Source organism: Variovorax sp. MSC1_012 (assembly GCF_023667525.1).
GTDB classification, from domain to species: domain Bacteria; phylum Pseudomonadota; class Gammaproteobacteria; order Burkholderiales; family Burkholderiaceae_C; genus Variovorax; species Variovorax beijingensis_B.
In genome coordinates this window covers 4,037,013-4,053,808 of sequence record NZ_CM174443.1, presented here as the reverse complement: position 1 = coordinate 4,053,808, position 16,796 = coordinate 4,037,013, and the positions used below count along the sequence as shown (strand labels likewise).

At 69.0% G+C, this 16,796-nt stretch carries 17 protein-coding genes; 7 read left to right on the top strand and 10 right to left on the bottom strand.

Annotated elements, in window-relative coordinates; translation table 11 throughout:
- The first annotated feature begins 4 nt into the window (after window positions 1-4).
- The 5 genes from L1081_RS18990 to L1081_RS18970 all read left to right on the top strand — a co-directional run bounded on the left by L1081_RS18990 (window position 5) and on the right by L1081_RS18970 (window position 5,418).
- The gene (locus L1081_RS18990) at window positions 5-886 is read left to right on the top strand and encodes a LysR substrate-binding domain-containing protein (protein WP_489413562.1); all 882 of its coding nucleotides are present in this window, start codon (window positions 5-7) and stop codon (window positions 884-886) included.
- Window positions 887-998: 112 nt separating this feature from the next.
- On the top strand, window positions 999-2,501 hold the full coding sequence (locus L1081_RS18985; protein ID WP_489413561.1) for an FAD-linked oxidase C-terminal domain-containing protein: 1,503 nt from the start codon (window positions 999-1,001) through the stop codon (window positions 2,499-2,501).
- 23 nt (window positions 2,502-2,524) lie between these two features.
- Window positions 2,525-3,634, top strand: coding sequence for a glycolate oxidase subunit GlcE (gene glcE / locus L1081_RS18980; RefSeq protein ID WP_489413560.1), 1,110 nt, complete (start codon window positions 2,525-2,527; stop codon window positions 3,632-3,634).
- A gap of 27 nt (window positions 3,635-3,661) precedes the next feature.
- Window positions 3,662-4,894 carry a glycolate oxidase subunit GlcF gene (gene glcF, locus L1081_RS18975; RefSeq protein ID WP_489413559.1) on the top strand — a complete coding sequence of 411 codons (1,233 nt, stop codon included), beginning with the start codon at window positions 3,662-3,664 and terminating at the stop codon, window positions 4,892-4,894.
- An 89-nt stretch (window positions 4,895-4,983) separates the two neighbouring features.
- The gene (locus L1081_RS18970) at window positions 4,984-5,418 is read left to right on the top strand and encodes a carboxypeptidase regulatory-like domain-containing protein (RefSeq protein WP_489413558.1); all 435 of its coding nucleotides are present in this window, start codon (window positions 4,984-4,986) and stop codon (window positions 5,416-5,418) included.
- Window positions 5,419-5,430: 12 nt separating this feature from the next.
- Here the strand turns inward: L1081_RS18970 and L1081_RS18965 are convergent, their stop codons facing one another.
- The 3 genes from L1081_RS18965 to lplT form a co-directional block, all read right to left on the bottom strand.
- Window positions 5,431-5,922 (bottom strand): redoxin domain-containing protein, encoded by a 492-nt coding sequence (locus L1081_RS18965; protein WP_489413557.1) that lies wholly within the window; start codon window positions 5,920-5,922, stop codon window positions 5,431-5,433.
- Window positions 5,923-5,935: 13 nt separating this feature from the next.
- Window positions 5,936-6,826, bottom strand: coding sequence for an EamA family transporter (locus L1081_RS18960; protein ID WP_489413556.1), 891 nt, complete (start codon window positions 6,824-6,826; stop codon window positions 5,936-5,938).
- 134 nt (window positions 6,827-6,960) lie between these two features.
- Window positions 6,961-8,265, bottom strand: a complete 1,305-nt coding sequence (gene lplT / locus L1081_RS18955; protein ID WP_319440340.1) for a lysophospholipid transporter LplT — start codon at window positions 8,263-8,265, stop codon at window positions 6,961-6,963.
- A 172-nt stretch (window positions 8,266-8,437) separates the two neighbouring features.
- On the opposite strand from lplT, the gene alr reads away from it, so the two are divergent.
- Together alr and L1081_RS18945 are read left to right on the top strand one after the other, a co-directional pair.
- Window positions 8,438-9,538, top strand: coding sequence for an alanine racemase (gene alr, locus L1081_RS18950; RefSeq protein WP_489413555.1), 1,101 nt, complete (start codon window positions 8,438-8,440; stop codon window positions 9,536-9,538).
- Between the two features lie 82 nt (window positions 9,539-9,620).
- Window positions 9,621-10,154, top strand: a complete 534-nt coding sequence (locus L1081_RS18945) for a DUF4329 domain-containing protein (RefSeq protein WP_489413554.1) — start codon at window positions 9,621-9,623, stop codon at window positions 10,152-10,154.
- Window positions 10,155-10,181: 27 nt separating this feature from the next.
- Here L1081_RS18945 and L1081_RS18940 read toward each other — a convergent pair whose 3' ends face one another.
- Genes L1081_RS18940 through L1081_RS18910 form a run of 7 tightly spaced genes read right to left on the bottom strand, consistent with a single transcriptional unit; the run spans window position 10,182 to window position 16,788 of the window.
- Window positions 10,182-11,159, bottom strand: a complete 978-nt coding sequence (locus L1081_RS18940; protein ID WP_489413553.1) for a 2-dehydropantoate 2-reductase — start codon at window positions 11,157-11,159, stop codon at window positions 10,182-10,184.
- 1 nt (window position 11,160) lies between these two features.
- A complete protein-coding gene (locus L1081_RS18935; protein WP_489413552.1) occupies window positions 11,161-11,958 on the bottom strand; it encodes a class II aldolase/adducin family protein in 798 nt (265 codons plus the stop codon).
- A gap of 20 nt (window positions 11,959-11,978) precedes the next feature.
- Window positions 11,979-12,968 carry a tripartite tricarboxylate transporter substrate-binding protein gene (locus L1081_RS18930; RefSeq protein WP_489413551.1) on the bottom strand — a complete coding sequence of 330 codons (990 nt, stop codon included), beginning with the start codon at window positions 12,966-12,968 and terminating at the stop codon, window positions 11,979-11,981.
- A 30-nt stretch (window positions 12,969-12,998) separates the two neighbouring features.
- The gene (gene ilvD / locus L1081_RS18925; RefSeq protein WP_489413550.1) at window positions 12,999-14,729 is read right to left on the bottom strand and encodes a dihydroxy-acid dehydratase; all 1,731 of its coding nucleotides are present in this window, start codon (window positions 14,727-14,729) and stop codon (window positions 12,999-13,001) included.
- Window positions 14,730-14,743: 14 nt separating this feature from the next.
- Window positions 14,744-15,565, bottom strand: coding sequence for an aldolase/citrate lyase family protein (locus tag L1081_RS18920; RefSeq protein WP_489413549.1), 822 nt, complete (start codon window positions 15,563-15,565; stop codon window positions 14,744-14,746).
- A gap of 10 nt (window positions 15,566-15,575) precedes the next feature.
- Window positions 15,576-16,379, bottom strand: coding sequence for a 2-oxo-hept-4-ene-1,7-dioate hydratase (gene hpaH, locus L1081_RS18915; RefSeq protein WP_489413548.1), 804 nt, complete (start codon window positions 16,377-16,379; stop codon window positions 15,576-15,578).
- Window positions 16,380-16,383: 4 nt separating this feature from the next.
- The gene (locus L1081_RS18910) at window positions 16,384-16,788 is read right to left on the bottom strand and encodes a 5-carboxymethyl-2-hydroxymuconate isomerase (RefSeq protein ID WP_489413547.1); all 405 of its coding nucleotides are present in this window, start codon (window positions 16,786-16,788) and stop codon (window positions 16,384-16,386) included.
- Window positions 16,789-16,796 lie beyond the last annotated feature (8 nt).

Genomic DNA, 16,796 nt, shown 5'->3' with positions numbered 1-16,796 from the left:
CCGCATGGCCCTGCAGCACATCCCGCCCATCCAGTGCCTGCTGACCTTCGAGGCCGTGGCGCGGCTGCGGCATGCGGGCCGCGCGGCCGACGAGCTGTGCGTGACCGCCAGCGCCGTGAGCCACCGCATCCGCCAGCTCGAGGCGCACGTGGGCTTCAAGCTCTTCGGCCGCGGCGACTTCAGCCTGACGGCCGACGGCGCGGCCTACCTCGCCAACGTGCGCACCGGCCTCGCGGCGCTGCAGGCCACGCCGCTCAGTGCGGCCGCCCAGCGCGCCACGCGCCTGCGCATTGCCGTCACGCCCACCTTCAGCCGCGTGTTCCTGATGCCGCGGCTCGAACTGTTCCGCAACATCTACCCCGACATCGAGCTGGTGCTGCAGGTGTCCATTCCGCTGCTCGACGTCACGGCCGAGCAGGCCGACCTCGAGGTGCGCTACGGCAGCGGCGCGTATGCCGACTGCGAACACCGGCTGCTGCTCGAAGAAGAAGTGGTGCCCGCCTGCAGCCCGAGCTACCTCAACGAGTTCGGCCCCTTCGATGGCTTTCGCACCGCGGCGGAGGTGGCCAGCGCCCGTCTGATCCGCAGCCCGCTCGAACCCTGGGGCACCTGGTTCGCGAGCTGCGGCCTCGACCATCCCGAGCCGCATGTGGGCTCCCAGTTCAACGACCTGGGCCTGGTGTACGACGCGGCGGCCAGCGGCTTCGGCGTGGCGCTGGTGCGCCAGAAGATGGGCGCCGCGTGGTTCGAATCGGGCCGGCTGGTGCCGCTGTCCGACCGGCCCGTGCCCTCGCCGCACCGCCACACCATCTGCTGGCAGCCCGGCACGCTCGATCGCTGGGAATGCGCGGCTTTTGCCGACTGGCTGGCGCAGGCGTTGCGCTGAGCCGGCGGCCGGCCGCCGCATGCGGCAAAGTTCTCTCAAGCCCGGCGCAAAAAAGCTTCAACCCGGCCGCGCCGCATTTTGCGTAGAGTGCAGGGCACCACGAGAGACATCCATGAACGCGCCGCTCACCGCCGCCCAGAACGATTCGCTGCAGAAAACCGAGCGCCAGTCGCAGATCGTGCGCGCCCTGCAGGCCCACCTGCCGGCGCACGCGCTGATCTGGCACACCGAGGACACCACGCCCTACGAGTGCGACGGCCTCACCGCCTACCGGCAGCGGCCGCTGGTGGTGGCCCTGCCCGAGACCGAGGCGCAGGTGGCGGCGGTGCTCAAGGCCTGCCATCAGCTTTCTGTGCCCGTGGTGGCGCGCGGTGCGGGCACCGGGCTCTCGGGCGGCGCCATGCCGCATGCGCTGGGCGTGACGCTGTCGCTCGCCAAGTTCAACCGCATCCTGAAGATCGACCCGGTGAGCCGAACGGCCGTGGTGCAGTGCGGCGTGCGCAACCTTGCCATCAGCGAGGCCGCCGCGCCCTTCAACCTCTACTACGCGCCCGATCCGTCGAGCCAGATCGCCTGCACCATCGGCGGCAACGTGGCCGAGAACTCGGGCGGCGTGCACTGCCTCAAGTACGGTCTCACGCTGCACAACGTGCTGCGCGTGCGCGGCTTCACGGCGGAGGGCGAGCCCGTCGAATTCGGCGGCGAGGCGCTCGACGCGCCGGGCCTGGACCTGCTCGCGCTGGTCATCGGCAGCGAAGGCATGCTGGCCGTGACCACCGAGGTCACCGTCAAGCTGGTGCCCAAGCCGCAGGTCGCGCGCTGCATCATGGCCAGCTTCGACGACGTGCGCAGGGCCGGCGACGCGGTGGCCGCGGTGATTGCGGCCGGCATCATTCCCGCGGGGCTCGAGATGATGGACAAGCCCATGACCGCCGCCGTCGAGGACTTCGTGCACGCGGGCTACGACCTCGACGCGGCCGCGATCCTGCTGTGCGAATCCGACGGCACCGCCGAAGAGGTGGAAGAAGAAATCGGCCGCATGACGACCGTGCTGCGCTCCTGCGGCGCCACCGCCATTGCGGTGAGCAGCAGCGAGGAAGAACGCATGAAGTTCTGGAGCGGCCGCAAGAACGCCTTCCCCGCATCGGGTCGCATCAGCCCCGACTACATGTGCCTCGATTCGACCATTCCGCGCAAGCGCCTGGCCGACATCCTGCTGGCCATCCAGCAGATGGAGAAGAAGTACAACCTGCGCTGCTGCAACGTGTTCCACGCGGGCGACGGCAACCTGCATCCGCTGGTGCTGTTCGATGCCAACGACCCCGACGAGCTGCACCGCTGCGAGCTCTTCGGTGCCGACATCCTCGAGACCAGCGTGGCCATGGGCGGCACCGTGTCGGGCGAGCATGGCGTGGGCGTGGAAAAGCTCAACAGCATGTGCGTGCAGTTCACCGCGGCCGAGAACGAGCAGATGTTCGGCGTCAAGCGCGCCTTCGATCCGGCCGGCCTGCTGAACCCCGGCAAGGTGATCCCCACGCTGCAGCGCTGCGCCGAGTACGGCAAGCAGGTGGTGCGCGGCGGCCGACTGCCGCATCCCGACCTGCCGCGCTTCTGAGAATGACAACAAGAACACAGACCATGGAGCCCGCCCTCAGCCAGATCGCCGAACGCATCCGCGCCGCGGCCGCCGACGCCACGCCGCTTCGCATCCGCGGCGGCGGCACCAAGGACTTTCATGGCGAGCCGCCGCGCGGCGACATCCTGGGCACCACGGCGCTCACCGGCATCACGAGCTACGAACCCAGCGAACTGGTGGTCACCGTGCGCGGCGGCACGCCGCTCGCCGAGCTCGAAGCCGTGCTGGCCGAAAAAGGACAGTGCCTGCCCTTCGAGCCGCCGCATTTCGGCCCCGGCAGCACCGTGGGCGGCATGGTGGCCGCCGGACTCAGCGGCCCGGCGCGCGCCAGCGTGGGCGCGGTGCGCGACTACGTGCTGGGTGCCACGCTTGTCAACGGCCGCGGCGACGTGCTCACATTCGGCGGCCAAGTCATGAAGAACGTGGCGGGCTACGACGTGTCGCGCGTGCTCGCTGGATCGCTCGGCACGCTGGGCGTGATTGCCGAGGTGAGCCTCAAGGTGCTGCCCGTTGCGCCCGCCGAGGCCACGCTGGCCTTCGACTGCAGCCAGGCGGATGCGCTGCGCCTGCTCAACGAGTGGGGCGGCCGGCCGCTGCCGCTCAATGCGAGCTGCTGGTTCGAACATGGGAGCGCCGGCATCCTGCAGCTGCGCCTGCGCGGTGCGGTCGCGGCGGTGGAAGCCGCGTGCGCGCATCTCGGCGGCGAGCGCAAGGACAACGCGCAGGCCGCGGCGCACTGGCAGGCGCTGCGCGACCAGCAGCTGCCGTGGTTCGACACGGCCGAGAACGCGCTGTGGCGCCTGTCGGTGCCGCAGACCGCATCGGCGATTGCATGGGGCGATGGCAATGGCGCCGCGCCGCTGGTCGAATGGCATGGCGGGCAGCGCTGGTACCAGGCACCGCCCGCGCAGGCCGCGCGCATCCGCGAAGCCGCGCGTGCGGCCGGCGGGCACGCCACGCTGTTCCGCATGCCCGCGGGCCACGCCGCGGACAGCCGCGTGCCGCGCTTCGAGGCGCTGAGCGCGCCCGTGGCCCGCATCCACCAGGCGCTGATGCACGAGTTCGATCCGCACCGCATCTTCGATCGCGCACGGCTGCTCGCCGATGCATAGTTAAAAAAAACCAAGACACCCCCCGCGATGCAAACCGAACTCGCCCCCGAATTCCGCGGCACCAACGAAGGCCGCGAGGCCGAAGCCATCCTGCGCAAATGCGTGCACTGCGGCTTCTGCACCGCCACCTGCCCCACCTACCAGCTGCTCGGCGACGAGCTCGACGGTCCGCGCGGCCGCATCTACCTGATCAAGCAGGTGCTCGAAGGCAAGCCCCCCACGCGCAGCACGCAGCTGCACCTGGACCGCTGCCTGACCTGCCGCAACTGCGAGAGCACCTGCCCGAGCGGCGTGCAGTACGGCCACCTGGTCGACATCGGCCGCAAGATCGTCGACGAGAAAGTGCCGCGCCCCGCCATGGAGTCGGCCACGCGCTGGCTGCTGAAGGAAGGGCTGCCGTCGCCGCTGTTCGGCCCCGCGATGAAGCTCGGCCAGTCGGTGCGCGGCCTGCTGCCCGATGCGCTCAAGGCCAAGGTGCCGGCCAAACAGGAGGCCGGCGCCTGGCCCACCGCCACGCATGCGCGCAAGGTGCTGATGCTCGCGGGCTGCGTGCAGCCGGCGATGATGCCCAACATCAACAGCGCCACCGCGCGCGTGCTCGATGCGGCCGGCATCCAGGCCGTGATCGCGCCCGAGGCCGGCTGCTGCGGCGCCGTGAAGTTCCACCTCAACGACCAGGAAGGCGGCAAGGCGCAGATGCGCGCCAACATCGATGCCTGGTGGCCGATGGTCGAACGCAACGAAGTGGAAGCCATCGTGATGAACGCCTCGGGCTGCGGCGTCACGGTGCGCGAATACGGCCACATCCTGCAGCACGACGCGGCCTATGCCGCTAAGGCCGCACGCATCAGCGAGTTGACGCGCGACTTGAGCGAGCTGCTGCCCGACCTGGTGCCGGCCCTGAAGGCCCGCGTGCATGCGCCGCAGGGCGTGGTCGCCTACCACCCGCCCTGCACGCTGCAGCACGGCCAGAAGCTGCGCGGCGGCGTCGAGACGCATCTGCGCGCACTCGGCTTCGACGTGTGCGTGGCGCTGAATGAATCGCACCTGTGCTGCGGCTCGGCCGGCACCTACTCGGTGCTGCAGCCGGAGCTCGCCTATCCGCTGCGCGACCGCAAGCTCGGGCACCTGGAGCATCTGCAGCCGAGCGTCATCGCCTCGGCCAACATCGGCTGCATCACGCACCTGCAAAGCGGCAGCCAGAAGACGCCCGTGCGGCACTGGGTGGAGCTGCTGGACGCGGCGCTGGCAGCGGCCTGATCGCACACCGAAGAGCGCCCTGGTCCGACTCGCGCCCAGAGCTTTTGCGCCGCATCATGGCGGCACCGAATTTCCAAGGAGCAAGCCTCATGTCTTCTGTTCAAGCAGCTTCCATCGTTCCGAAGAAGCATGTGCGGCACGCCCTGCTGGTGCTGGCATGCGCGGCCGGCGCCGTGGGTGCGCAGGCCCAGTCGGCCATGCCGCAATGGAAGAGCGAGGGCGCGGTGCGCTATGTCTGCGGCGGCATCGGCTCGGACGAATCGACCGCCATGCGCGCGGCCATGAAAGACCATCCGCTGGCATTGCTTTTCGCGCGCTCCGACGGCGCCTACCTGGCCGATGTGCAGGTCGACATCAAGGGCGCCGACGGCGCGCCTTCGCTGGCCCTGCGCGCGAGCGGACCGGTTTGCCTGGTCGACCTGCCCGCGGGCCGCTACACGATCGATGCTGCCATGGCCGGCAGTGTCAAAAGCCAGACGGTGACGGTGGGCGGCGGCTCCAAGACCGCCAGTTTCCGCTTCTGAGCGGGCCTTGAATCAGCCCGCCGCCAGCGCCGCCTCGATGTCGCGCGCGATCGAGGCCGGCGTGTCCAGCGGCGCATAGCGCTTGCGCACCCGCCCGTCGCGGTCGACCAGGAACTTGGTGAAGTTCCACTTGATGGCCGTGCTGCCCAGGAGCCCCGGCTTTTCCTTGGTGAGCCACTGGTAGAGCGGCGCGGCGTTGCTTCCGTTGACGTCGATCTTTTCCATCATCGGAAAACTCACGCCGTAGTTGGTGGTGCAGAACGCGCCGATTTCCTCGTTGGTGCCCGGGTCCTGCGAGCCGAACTGGTTCGACGGGAAGCCCAGCACCACCAGCCCCTGGTCGGCGTACTTTTCGTGCAGTTCCTCGAGCCCGGCGAACTGCGGCGTGAAGCCGCACTGGCTGGCCGTGTTGACGATCAGCAGCACCTTGCCGCGGAAGTCCGAGAGCTTCACCTTCTTGCCGTCGATCCGGTTGGCTTCGAAGTCGTAGATGCTGGTGGTCATGGCGCTGCCTCGTTCAGGTGGGGGACGAAAGCCGATCATCGCCCTGCACCGGCGCTCGCGCAAACGCCGACCATACGGCCGCCAGCACGATCAGTGCGCCGCCCGCCAGGATGCGCGGATCCATCTGGGCCGCGCCCAGCGCCACGGAAGAGACGCTCGCGAACAACACCTCCGACAGCATGATCACCGCCGTGGCGCTGGCCGCCAGTCGGGCCGCGCCGTACTGCAGGCAGACGTTGGCCACCACGAAGCCTACGCCCAGCAGGGCCGCCCAGCCGATCCAGCCCGGCTCCGCGGCGAGCGGGGAGCCGAAGGCGCCCAGCAGGGTGCCGGCCGCCGCCGCGATGCCGGCCACCGCCGCGCATCCGCAGAACATGGCCAGCGCGCGCGATTCGCCGGGCGCGTCGCGCAGGTGGCGCAGCACGATGTTGGTCACGGCAAAGCTGAATCCGGCCGCCAGGCCCAGCCAGTCCGGCAGGCTCGAAGGCACCGGCCATTCGACGCCGGGCGTCTTGAGCACCACGGCCACGCCGGTCAGCGCCAGCGCCACGCGCGCGAGCGCGCCGCCGGTGGGCCGCTCGCCCAGCACGGCCCAGCCCAGCAGCACGCTCCACAGCGGCATCAGGTAGAACAGCAGCACCACGCGCACCACGTCGCCCTGCGTCACCGCCCAGTTGAAGCCCAGGTTGGTGAAGCCCGCCGCAAGGCCCAGCAGCACCAGCATCGGATACGCCGCGAAGCCGCGCCAGGCATGGCGGCGAAAGAAGCCCATCGCCAGCGAGATCGCCACGTAGATGATGCAGGTGGTCCAGACGGGATGGAGCCCGTGGCTTTCGATGTGTCGGAACGGGAACCAAGACACGCCCCAGACGAACGCGTTGAAGATCAGTGCAAGAGCAGGCATAGGTTGTTGCTCGCCCCCAAGCTGCGCGCACTTCGTGTCGCTACGCCAACCCCCTACCGGGGGCAACACCAGCGGCCCGGCAAAGCCGGTTCCGCGGTGTTCCTGGTGAAAGCAAAAGGCCGCAGCAGCGGGGGCTAGTGGTGTTTATCGCTGCGGGCGATGGCGAGCAGGTGCTCGACTTCCTCGGGGTATTTGCGCAGGTTGTGATGATGCCAGCGCTGGATCAGCCACATGCAGCCCGCCACCACGCCGCCGAAGGCGCCGATGGCCGCAAAGGCCGACAGGCCCAGGCCGGTGCAGGCGCTGTAGAAGCCGCCGAGCAGCAGGATGCAGGCCTGCTCGTTGAAGTTCTGCACCGCAATCGAGCGGCCCGCGCCCATGAGGTTGTGGCCGCGGTGCTGCAGCAGCGCGTTCATCGGCACCACCAGGAAGCCGCCCAGCCCGCCCAGCAGGATCAGAAAGGGCACCGCGATCCAGACATTGCCGATCAGGTTCATGCTGATGACCAGCAGCCCCATGCCGATGCCCATGGGGATCACGCGCGTGGCCATGTCCAGCCGCATGCGCATCGACGCGACGATGGCGCCCACCGCCATGCCGATCGTGACCACGCCGGTGAGCGCCGTGGCCTGCGTGGTGTTGTAGTCGAGCGCGAGCGCGGCCCAGGCCAGCACGATGTATTTGAGGTTGGCGCCCGCGCCCCAGAACAGCGTGGTGGTGGCCAGCGAGATCTGGCCCAGCTTGTCGCGCCACAGGCGCGCGTTGCAGTGCCAGAAGTCGGGCAGCAGCGAGAACATGTTGCGCGCCAGGCCATGCTCCGGATTCGCGCGCAGCGGCCGCATCTCGACGCCGGTATGCGGAATGCGCGTGTTGAACCAGGCCGCCAGCGCGTAGACGAAGATCAGCACCGAGATGGCCGCCTCGGCCGGTGAGTCGACCCCCGTGTCGATCAGCGGCATGTCGAAGGACAGCAGCTGGCTGGAGACCGCATGGCCCACCAGCGAGCCGCCGAGCACGATGCCCAGCAGGATCGAGGCGATGGTGAGGCCTTCGATCCAGCCGTTGGCTTTTACCAACTGCGACGCCGGCAGCAACTCGGTCAGGATGCCGTACTTGGCCGGCGAATAGGCCGCGGCGCCAAGCCCCACGATCGAATACGACAGCAGCGGATGCGAGCCGAACAGCATCATCAGGCAGCCGACCACCTTGATTGCGTTGCTGATGAACATCACCCGCCCCTTGGGCAGGGCGTCGGCGAAGGCGCCCACCAGCGGCGCCAGCACCACGTAGAAGACGGCAAAGATCGGCACCAGCGCCGCGCGCTGCCATTCGGCCGCTCCCGTGCTTCGCATGAGCTCGACCGCCACGACAAAGATCGCGTTGTCGGCCAGCGACGAAAAGAACTGGGCCGACATGATCGTGTAGAAACCGCGCTTCATCGATGGGCTGGCTGGCCAGGGAGGTGCTGGCAGTAGTGAGAAAGTGTCGCGTCTTTTGGGCGAATGGGCGGTTATAGCATGGGGGTACGACAGCGAAATCAGCGTTCCCACCCTGGACGGCCTTGTACGGGAAGATGCTAAAACCCCATCTGTTCACCATTCGACGCCACCCATGCCGCGCCCCATTCTCGCCACCGTCCACACCGCCGCGCTTCGCCACAACCTCGACCGGGCACGGCGTGCCGCTGTCGATGCCCGCGTCTGGGCCGTGGTCAAGGCCAATGCCTATGGCCATGGCATCGAGCGGGTCTATGAGGGCCTGCGCGGCGCCGACGGCTTTGCGCTGCTCGACCTGGCCGAGGCCGAGCGCGTGCGCGCCCTCGGCTGGCGCGGCCCGGTGCTGCTGCTCGAAGGCGTGTTCGACGCGCGCGACCTGGAGCTGTGCTCGCGGCTCGACCTGTGGCACACGGTGCACTGCGACGAGCAGATCGACATGCTCGCGGCCCACAAGACGCTCAAGCCGCAGCGCGTGTTCCTGAAGATGAATTCCGGCATGAACCGCCTGGGCTTCGCGCCCGAGCGCTTCGGCTCGGCCTGGACGCGCCTCAACGCGCTGCCGCAGGTCGACGAAATCTCGCTGATGACGCATTTCAGCGACGCCGACGGCGCGCGCGGCATCGCGCACCAGCTCGAGGTGTTCGAGCGCGCCACCCACGACCTGCCGGGCGAACGCTCCATCGCCAACAGCGCCGCCACCCTGCGCCATGCCCGGCAGACCCGCGGCGACTGGGTGCGCCCGGGCATCGTGTTGTACGGCAGCGCGCCCGACTTTCCCGAGCACGACGCCGCGCACTGGCAGCTGCAGCCCACCATGACGCTCTCGACCAAGCTGATCGGGGTGCAGGCGCTCCAGGCCGGCGACACCATCGGCTACGGCTCCAACTTCACGGCCGACGGGCCGCTCACCATCGGCGTGGCGGCTGTCGGCTATGCCGACGGCTATCCGCGCCACTGCAACACCGGCACGCCGGTGCTGGTGAACGGCGTCCGCACGCGCATGGTGGGCCGCGTGAGCATGGACATGATCACCGTCGACCTCACGCCCGTGCCCGGCGCGAAGTTCGGCACCGAGGTCACGCTGTGGGGCCGCTCGGCCGTGACCGGCGCGGTGCTCTCCATCGACGAGGTCGCGCAGGCCGCCGGCACCGTCGGCTACGAGCTCATGTGCGCAGTGGCGCCGCGCGTGCCCTTCGCTCCTGCCGATGAGGAATGAAGCGGGCGGAGCAAGGGCCTGCCGATCGTCATACGCTGTCCGTGGGATGGCTGCGCGCCCGTGCGGCCGCCACACTCGTGGCATGGCTGAACCACTTCCCGCACCCGCATTCCCTCCCGAGTACGAGCTTTTCGACACCGTCACCGAGGCGGCGCGCGCGGCACTCGAGTCCGTGCTGATCGAGTCGATCGAACGCCGCAAGGAGTTCGGCGCCATGATCTGCCAGCAGGGCAATCAGTTCTTCGCGATGCCGCCGCGCGAGGGCGACACCAACACGGTCGACGTCGGCCACCGCCTCGGCAACAGGGGCTGCCCCGAGGGCACGACGGCGGTGGCTTATTACCACACGCATCCGGCCTACAAGGGCGCAGGCTTCAACATGGAACCTGACCGCTTTTCGCCCGAGGATCGCGGCGTCGCGAACGACATGAAGATCGACGCCTACGTGGGCAGCGTCTCGGGCCTGTTCCTGCGCTACGACCACCGCATGCGCAAGATCATGGTGGCCGGACCGCGGCTGCGCAACGCCCGCGACCTGCCGCAGCCGATCCCGGTGAAGAAGCCCGCGCCGAAGACGCCGCGGCGACGCATCATTCCGGCGCCGCGGCTGCTCTGAAGCGCGTGCGCCGATGCCCCGCGGCGCTCAGTACAGCCCGAGCTTGCGCATCTTCAGCCGCGCCAGCCCCAGCAGCGCGTCGGTGAACGGCGCGGCCACCGCGGTCAGCTCGCCCAGCTCGCGCACCACGGTGACCAGCGCATCGAGCTCCACCGACCGCCCGGCCTCCACGTCCTGCAGCATCGAGGTCTTGAACGCGCCGAGCTTCATCGTCACCGCATGCCGGTCTTCGGGGCTCTGCGTGATCTCGATGCCGATGCGGCGCCCGATCTCCTTGGCCTCGAGCATCACGGCCGAGATGAAGCCGCGCACGTAGTCGTCACCCATGATCAGGTCGGTGGTGGTGCCCGTGAGCGCGCTGATCGGGTTCACCGTCATGTTGCCCCAGAGCTTGAACCACACGTCCTTCTGGATCTGCGGCGACAGCGTGGTGTCGAGGCCTGCGCGCTGCAGCAGCGCGACCAGCTTCTGCACGCGCGGCGTGGCTTCGCCCGAAGGCTCGCCCACGATCAGCCCGTTGCCGAAGTGATGCCGCACCACGCCGGGCCCGTCGAGTGAACAGCTCGCGTGCACCACGCAGCCGATCACGTTGCGCGAGGGAATGGCCCTTGCGATTGCGCCGTCGGGGTCCACGGCCGCGAGCCGGTGGCCCGTGATCGGGCCGCCGAAGCCGCCTTCGAGGAACCACCACGGCACGCCGTTCATCGCCACCAGCACGAGCGTGTCGGGCCCGATCAGCGGGCCGATGCGCTCGGCCACGCCGGCCAGCGCGGGTGCCTTCACGGCGATGACCACCAGGTCCTGCACGCCGAGCGATTCGGGATCGGCCACTGCGTTGACGGGCACGCGCGTGCGCACCTCGCCCCGCATCAGCGAAAGGCCGTCCTGCTGCAGCGCCTCGAGCGTGGCGCCGCGCGCCACCACGTTGAGCCGCTCGCCGGCCTGCGCCAGGCCGGCGCCGATCCATCCGCCGATCGCGCCGGCGCCGTAGATGCAGATCTTCATGTCAGTTCTTGTAGCTGGCGTCGACGCGGTCGACCTGGCGCACCAGCGCGTCGAACACGTCCTGCCCGGCGCCGTGCTCGGGGCTGAACTGCAGCGCATCGCGCGTGCAGCGCTGCGCGACCTCCTCGCTCACCGGAATGGCCGCGCCCATCGAGAAGGTGGCCATCTGGATCTCGCAGGCGCGCTGCAGGGTCCAGAGGATCGCGAAGGTCTGCGGCAGCGTCTGCCCCCAGGCCAGCAGGCCGTGGTTGCGCAGGATCACGGCGTTGCGGTCGCCGATGCTCCTGAGCAGGCGCGGGCCTTCGTCGGCATGGATGGTGATGCCCTCGAAGTCGTGGTACGCCACCATGCCGTGCAACTGCGCGGTATAGAAATTGGTCTGCTGCAGGCCGCCCTGCAGGCAGGCCACGGCCACGCCGGCCGTGGTGTGCGTGTGCATCACGCAGTGCGCGCCGGGCAGGCCGTCGTGGATGGCGGCGTGCACCGTGAAGCCGGCCGGGTTCACTGGCCAGGTCGAACCGTCGAGCACCTTGCCCTGCAGGTCGATCTTCACGAGGTTGCTGGCTGTGACCTCGCTGTAGTGCAGCCCGAACGGGTTGATGAGGAACTGCTTCTCGCCACCCGTCACGCTGTCGGGCAGCCGAAGGGTGATGTGGTTGTAGATCATCTCCGTCCAGCCAAGCATCGCAAAGATGCGGTAGCAGGCCGCGAGCTGTTCGCGCGCGGCGCGCTCGTCCGGATGGATCGAGGGATGGACCGGTGCCGAGGGCAGCACGCGGGTGGCGAGTGTGGTGTTCATTGCAGTTCCTTCATGCAGGTTTATCCCTCCGCGGTGAACCCGACCTCTTTCACGATCGGCGCCCACTTGGCGGTGTCTTTCTTCAGCAGCTCGGTCAGCTCGTCGGGCGTGGAAGACATGGCTTCCAGGCCGAAGTTGCCGAGGCCTTCGATCACGTCCTTGTGCGCCAGCGCGGTCTTCATCGACGCGTTGAGCCTGGCGACCAGTTCCGGCGAGGCCTTGGTCGGCAGGAAGAAGGCGAACCATTCGCTGTGCGCCATGTCCTGGATGCCCTGCTCGCCGAAGGACGGCACGTCGGGCGCGAAGCGGCTGCGCTTGGCGCCCGAGACGCCCAGGATGCGCACCTTGCCCGAGGCCAGGTGCTGCGTGATGTCGCCGATCGGGCCCGAGACGGCCGAGATGTTGCCGCCCAGCAGGTCCAGCATGGCCGGCTGCGTGCCGCGGTAGGCGGCATGCTTGAGTTCGACGCCGCCCTTCTTGCCCAGCAGCGCGCCGATGAAGTGCGGCGTGGAGCCCGCGGCCGGCGAGCCGAAATTGGCGCCGGTCGGGTTGGCCTTGGCCCAGGCCAGGAACTCGGGCACCGTCTTCACGCTGGCGGGCACCGAGGGGCCGACCGCAAAGCCGAAGTCGAAGATGCAGGCGATGCTCACCGGCGTGAGGTCGACCATCGGGTCGTACGGCAGCTTCTTGTAGATGTGCGGATAGATCGTGAGGATGGAGGTGGGCGTCTGCAGGATGGTGGCGCCGTCGGCGGGCCGGCCCTTCACGTAGCTCACGGCGATCTGGCCGCCCGCGCCGGTGCGGTTTTCCACCACCGCGGACTTGGCGTAGTCGGGGCTGAGCTTCTGCGCGATGCGCCGGCAGGTGGTGTCCGAGGTGCCGCCGGCCGCGAAGCCGGTGACGATGGTGGCGGTTTCGAGCGAGGCTTGCGCGAAGGCGTGCTGGCCCAGGCTGGCGAGCAGCGCCGAGGCGCCGGTGGTCTGCAGCAGCTGGCGGCGGGTGAAGGTCATGGTCTGTCTCCGGGGTGTTGTGGGTTGCGTTCACGACTCGTCGCGCAGCCAGGTGACTGCGCCCGAATGGGTCACGGCGCCCTGGTGGGCAGGGCGCACGGTGAGCGCGTATTTTTCCAGCAAGCCGCGGTGCGGGACCCCCGCGTTTACCTCACGTCGGGAAAGGCGCAGTGCGATCTCTTCCGCCGTCAGTTCCACCGAGATGGTGCGCGCCCCGGCCCGCGCGTCGATGGCCACCATGTCGCCGTCCTGCAGCGCCGCAATCGGCCCGCCGTCGGCCGCTTCGGGCCCCGCATAGCCGATGCACAGGCCGCGCGTGGCGCCCGAAAAGCGCCCGTCGGTCAGGAGCGCCACCTTGTCGCCCATGCCCTGGCCGTAGAGCAGGGCGGTGATGCCCAGCATCTCGCGCATGCCGGGGCTGCCCTTCGGGCCTTCGTTGCGGATCACGATCACGTCGCCGGGCTCGTAGCGGCGGTTCTGCACGGCGGCCTGCGCTTCTTCTTCCGAATCGAAGACGCGCGCCGGGCCGCGGTGCACCAGCGTCAGCAGGCCCGCGGTCTTGAGCAGCGCGCCGTCGGGGCAGAGATTGCCCTTGAGCACGGCCAGCCCGCCGTCGCGCGTGATCGGGTGGCCGGGCGCGCGCACCACGCGGCCGTCGGGCGCGGGGGCACCGGCCAGTTCCTCGGCCAGCGTGCGGCCGGTGAAGCTGAGCGCATCGCCGTGCACGAAGCCCTGCTCCATCAGCGTGCGAAGGATGACGCCCGCGCCGCCGATGTAGAACACGTCGCGCGCCAGGTACTGCCCGCCCGGGCGCAGGTCGGCAATGAGCGGCGTGCGCGCGAAGACCTCGGCCACGTCGTCCAGGTGGAACCGGATGCCGGCTTCGTGCGCGATGGCCGGCAGGTGCAGCGCGGCGTTGGTCGAGCCGCCGGTGGCCGAGACCACCGCGCAGGCGTTCTCCAGCGCCTTGCGCGTGACGATGTCGCGCGGCAGCGGGCTGTCGCCCAGCACCGCCTTCATGAGGTTCTTCGCGGCGCGGCGCATCAGCGGTGCGCGTTCGCTGAACACCGCCGGCACCATGCTCGAGCCGATGGGCGCCAGGCCCAGCGCCTCCGACACCATGCCCATGGTGTTGGCCGTGAACTGGCCCGCGCAGGCGCCCGCGGTCGGCAGGCAGGCGCGGCTCATGGCGTCGAGCTCGTCGTGCGTGGCGGTGCCGGCCAGCACCTTGCCGATGGTCTCGTAGGTGTCGACCACGTTGAGGTCGCGGCCGTCGGGTCCGGGCATCTGCCCCGGCAGCGCCGAGCCGCCATGCACGAACACGCTCGGCACATTGCAGCGCACCATGCCCATCATCAGGCCCGGCAGGTTCTTGTCGCAGGCGCCGATGGCGAAGATGCCGTCCCACTGGTGGCCGCGCGTCGAGGCCTCGACGCTGTCGGCAATCAGCTCGCGCGAGATCAGCGAAAAGCGCATGCCCGAATGCGCCATGGTGAGCCCGTCGCTCACCGACACCACCGGGCATTCGTGCGGCGTGCCGCCGCCCGCGTAGATGCCGGTCTTGGCATGCTGCGCCTGCTCGCGCAGGTTGAGGTTGCACGGGCTCATCTCGCCGCCGGTGTGGAACACGCCGATGTGCGGGCGCGCGATGTCCTCGTCGTCCTGGCCGAGCGCATGCAGGAAGCTGCGCGTGGTCGCGCGGATCGTGCCTTCGCGGATGGTGGCGGAGCGGAAGCGCTTGGGATCGGTCGGGGAAGTCATGGCGCGAAAGAGGTTCAGTAGCCGCTGGGCGTCACCGCGCTCGCGGCGTTCTTGTACCGGGACGACAGCTGCCTTGCCGCCGCCGTGAGCAGGATGGTGTCCACGCCCACCGCCACGAACTGCGCGCCGGCGGCCAGCCACTTGCGCGCTTGCTCTTCGGTGGTCGACAGAATGCCCGGCGCCTTGCCGGCCTTGCGGATGCGCGCGATGGCGTCGCCGATCATGGCCTGCACCTCGGGATGGTTGGGCTGGCCCACGAAGCCCATCGAGGCCGACAGGTCGGCCGGCCCGATGAACACGCCGTCCACGCCCGGCGTGGCCGCGATGGCGTCGAGGTTCTTCATGGCCTCCACGGTTTCGGCCTGCACCAGCAGGCAGGTTTGCGCATTGGCCTCGTGCAGGTAGCGCGGATAGGCCTGCCAGCGCGAGGCGCGCGCCAGGGCGCTGCCCATGCCGCGGATGCCTTCGGGCGGATAGCGCATGCCCTGCACCAGGCGCGCCGCCTGCTCGGCGGTGTCGACCATCGGCACCAGGATGGTCTGGGCGCCGATGTCCAGGAATTGCTTGAGCAGCGTGACGTCGCCCACCGGAACCCGCACCACGGGATGCGAGCGATCGGACTCGGGCTGCGCCGACCATGCGCTCGAGATGCCCTGCAGTTGCGCGAGCACCGAGCGCACGTCGTTGGGCGCGTGCTCGCCGTCGACCAGCAGCCAGTCGAAGCCGGTGCCAGCCAGGATCTCGGCCGCATAGCCGTCGGCCATGCCGACCCAGAGGCCGATCTTCTGTTCGCCGGCCTGCATGGCCTGCTTGAAGGTGTTCAGGGGTGTTTGCATGGTGTGTCTTTTAGATGAGACGAAAGGCAATGCTGCCCAGAGGGCCGTAGTCGGCATGGAAGGTATCGCCGGGCAGCGCGGCGGTGGGCCGCGTGAACGAGCCGCCCAGCACCACTTCGCCGGCTTCGAGGTGCTCGTCCCACGGCGCTAGCTTGTTCGCGAGCCAGGCCACGCCCGTGGCCGGATGGTTGAGCACGGCCGCGGCCACGCCCGATTCCTCGATCACGCCGTTCTTGTAGAGCAGCGCGCTCACCCAGCGCAGGTCGACCGCATCGGGCTTGACCGGACGGCCGCCCATCACGATGCCGGCGTTGGCCGCGTTGTCGGCAATGGTGTCGAACACCTTTCGCGGCGCCTTGGTGTGGCGGTCGAACTGCTCGATGCGCGCGTCGATGATCTCGATGGCCGGCACCACGTAGTCGGTGGCCGCCAGCACGTCGAAGATGCTCACGTTCGGCCCCTGCAATTTCTTGCCGAGGACGAAGGCCAGTTCCACCTCGATGCGCGGCGCGATGAAGCGCTTGAACGGAATGTCGCCGCCCTGCTCGAAGAACATGTCGTCGAGCAGGGTGCCGTAGTCGGGTTCGTCGATCTGGCTGGACTGCTGCATGGCGCGCGAGGTCAGGCCGATCTTGTGGCCCTTCACGACGCGGCCTTCCGCGATCTTCTGCCGGACCCATTCGCGCGAGATGGCGTAGCCGTCCTCGATGGTCATGCCGGGAAAGCGCTTGGAGAAATGTTCGACCTGCACGCGCGACTTTTCGCTTTCGTGCAGTTCGGCGGCCAGCTTGGCGATGGTGTCGGCAGTGAGCATGGTTCTACTTGTTGAAGAGAGGATGCAGGTTGCTGTGCTTGCCGTCGTACACCTGGCCCGGGCTTTCGTCGATCTGCAGCGTGATGCCGATGTGGCGCTTGTCGAAGATGGATGCGAAGTGCTTCTTCGCGCCATCGAGCAGCGCGTCGCCGGCCTTCTTCTTGTCTTCCTCGCTTCGGCCTGCCGCGATGCGTACGTTGATGTAGACGAAGGCATAGTCGTCCGCATCGTCAGCCACGGCGTAATGCATGGCCGGGTAGGCCAGCACCCGTGTGCCGCCTGTGGGAAAGAGCTTGCGGCGCGCGGTGTCCTTCTGCGCGACCAGGACGGCGGCGAGCGAGCGGCACAGGCCGCCCATGTCGGCTTCTGCTTCGAGATTGGCGGTGTACTGGATGACGACGTGGGGCATGCGATGCT

Excerpts from the sequence above, each read along its gene's own strand:
- L1081_RS18985 (WP_489413561.1), top strand. The coding sequence starts at position 999 with ATGAACGCGCCGCTCACCGCCGCCCAGAACGATTCGCTGCAGAAAACC.
- L1081_RS18930 (WP_489413551.1), bottom strand. The coding sequence starts at position 12,968 with ATGACCTTCACCCGCCGCCAGCTGCTGCAGACCACCGGCGCCTCGGCG.
- alr (WP_489413555.1), top strand. The coding sequence starts at position 8,438 with ATGCCGCGCCCCATTCTCGCCACCGTCCACACCGCCGCGCTTCGCCAC.
- glcE (WP_489413560.1), top strand. The coding sequence starts at position 2,525 with ATGGAGCCCGCCCTCAGCCAGATCGCCGAACGCATCCGCGCCGCGGCC.
- L1081_RS18965 (WP_489413557.1), bottom strand. The coding sequence starts at position 5,922 with ATGACCACCAGCATCTACGACTTCGAAGCCAACCGGATCGACGGCAAG.
- L1081_RS18960 (WP_489413556.1), bottom strand. The coding sequence starts at position 6,826 with ATGCCTGCTCTTGCACTGATCTTCAACGCGTTCGTCTGGGGCGTGTCT.
- hpaH (WP_489413548.1), bottom strand. The coding sequence starts at position 16,379 with ATGCTCACTGCCGACACCATCGCCAAGCTGGCCGCCGAACTGCACGAA.
- L1081_RS18940 (WP_489413553.1), bottom strand. The coding sequence starts at position 11,159 with ATGAAGATCTGCATCTACGGCGCCGGCGCGATCGGCGGATGGATCGGC.
- L1081_RS18970 (WP_489413558.1), top strand. The coding sequence starts at position 4,984 with ATGTCTTCTGTTCAAGCAGCTTCCATCGTTCCGAAGAAGCATGTGCGG.
- ilvD (WP_489413550.1), bottom strand. The coding sequence starts at position 14,729 with ATGACTTCCCCGACCGATCCCAAGCGCTTCCGCTCCGCCACCATCCGC.
- L1081_RS18920 (WP_489413549.1), bottom strand. The coding sequence starts at position 15,565 with ATGCAAACACCCCTGAACACCTTCAAGCAGGCCATGCAGGCCGGCGAA.
- lplT (WP_319440340.1), bottom strand. The coding sequence starts at position 8,265 with ATGAAGCGCGGTTTCTACACGATCATGTCGGCCCAGTTCTTTTCGTCG.
- glcF (WP_489413559.1), top strand. The coding sequence starts at position 3,662 with ATGCAAACCGAACTCGCCCCCGAATTCCGCGGCACCAACGAAGGCCGC.
- L1081_RS18935 (WP_489413552.1), bottom strand. The coding sequence starts at position 11,958 with ATGAACACCACACTCGCCACCCGCGTGCTGCCCTCGGCACCGGTCCAT.
- L1081_RS18990 (WP_489413562.1), top strand. The coding sequence starts at position 5 with ATGGCCCTGCAGCACATCCCGCCCATCCAGTGCCTGCTGACCTTCGAG.
- L1081_RS18945 (WP_489413554.1), top strand. The coding sequence starts at position 9,621 with ATGGCTGAACCACTTCCCGCACCCGCATTCCCTCCCGAGTACGAGCTT.
- L1081_RS18910 (WP_489413547.1), bottom strand. The coding sequence starts at position 16,788 with ATGCCCCACGTCGTCATCCAGTACACCGCCAATCTCGAAGCAGAAGCC.